Genomic DNA, 1,591 nt, shown 5'->3' on the forward strand with positions numbered 1-1,591 from the left:
ACATAGACACAATGACTCCCTGTAAAAGTGCTAGCCCCCGCATTTTCGTGGGTTAACTTTTCAGCCAGAGCCATAATTAGTTTGTTCAATACTAAATCAATTTGGAGGCTAGCATGAACAAACATAGCATGATTTTTATCGGGTTGGATACGCATAAAGAGTTCCATGAAGTAGCTTATTGTGAGGAGCAACGTGGTGCCAGCCCTGTTCACTACGGACGGATACCTTCATCAAAAGCTAGTGTAAAAAAGCTGCTCCGGCAGTTTGAATCTAAATATCCTGGTGCAACACTTCACGTCGTATATGAAGCTGGGCCTTGTGGCTACTGGATTTATCGGCTGATAACAAGTTTAGGGCATTGTTGCTATGTCGTGGCTCCGTCTCTTATTCCCAAAAAGCCTGGAGAACGAATTAAGACTGACCGCCGAGATGCGCTTAAACTCGTTAGGTCACTAAAGTCTGAAGATCTCACGCCCATATATGTGCCCGAGCCTGAGGACGAAGCCGTTCGGGATTTATCCCGTGCTCGTGAAGCGGCAATGAAAGATTTAAAAGAAGCCAAGTACCAGCTTAAAGCGTTACTGCTTCGCAACAACATACGCTATGAAGGCACTGCTAACTGGTCGAAGAAGCACCTTCGCTGGCTTACAGAATTGATATTGCCTCATCCGGCGCAGCAAATAGTTTTGCAGGAACAATTGCAAACCATAGAAGAGCGTATCCGTCGACTGGAAAGGCTAGATAATGAATTAACTCACCACGTTCACCAATGGCGTTATTATCCAGTAGTGAAAGCCATTCAAGCGATGCGCGGTGTTCGATTATTAGTCGCCGTTGGTGTTGTGGCGGAACTCGGTGATCTACATCGCTTCGACCACCCAAGAAAGCTCATGGCTTATCTGGGCTTAGTTCCCAGTGAACAATCATCAGGTGGAAAGCGACACTTAGGAGCCATTACCAAAGCCGGCAACGGCAGAGCAAGGCGTTTACTGATTGAAGGTGCGCATAGCTATCGGTATCCAGCAAATGTCTCTACCGAATTACAGTTAAGGCAAGAAGGCTTACCCAAAGACATTGTTGATATCGCCTGGAAAGCCCAGCTGCGTCTGTGCAAACGCTATCAGCGCATGAGTAAAAAAGGTAAGCACTACAACTTGATCATTACCGCGATAGCCAGGGAAATGGCGGCATACATCTGGGCTATTGCAAAGGAAGTGGTACTCACACCGGTTAATCCAAAATTACGGTTAAGTAGAGTACCTGCATGACAAACGAGTTTGAGCTAACGCATTCGGATCAGGCCGCGGGATGTGGCACAACCTACGAAAAAGTTATGATGGCAATCACTTAACCGTGATTGACCCACGAGCATAGACTGATGAGAAGGTGCTACGGCGGAACATGTAAGGTCAGCTCTGCTCATTCAACGAATGAGTAACCTACGAATACCAGCATACTAACCGACGACATTACTGCCTCATCCGGTGCGTTAGTTCATTTATTATGAGCGAAAAATAAAGCTAATTATGGACTGAAAGAATGTCAGGGAAGCACTCGTTCAGGGTTGACAAAGGGAGTCATACCAACTTTT

1 protein-coding gene is annotated in these 1,591 nt (G+C 46.1%); it reads left to right on the forward strand.

The features are described from left to right. Nucleotides 1–113: 113 nt before the first annotated feature. Entirely contained in the window at nt 114–1,268 is a 1,155-nt protein-coding gene (locus tag J5X92_RS20830) for an IS110 family transposase (RefSeq protein WP_013783726.1), read from the forward strand. Nucleotides 1,269–1,591: the final 323 nt, after the last annotated feature.

Source organism: Alteromonas sp. K632G (assembly GCF_017653625.1).
Classification (GTDB): domain Bacteria; phylum Pseudomonadota; class Gammaproteobacteria; order Enterobacterales; family Alteromonadaceae; genus Alteromonas; species Alteromonas naphthalenivorans.

Coding starts and splice junctions, on each gene's coding strand:
- J5X92_RS20830 (WP_013783726.1), top strand. CDS start 114: ATGAACAAACATAGCATGATTTTTATCGGGTTGGATACGCATAAAGAG.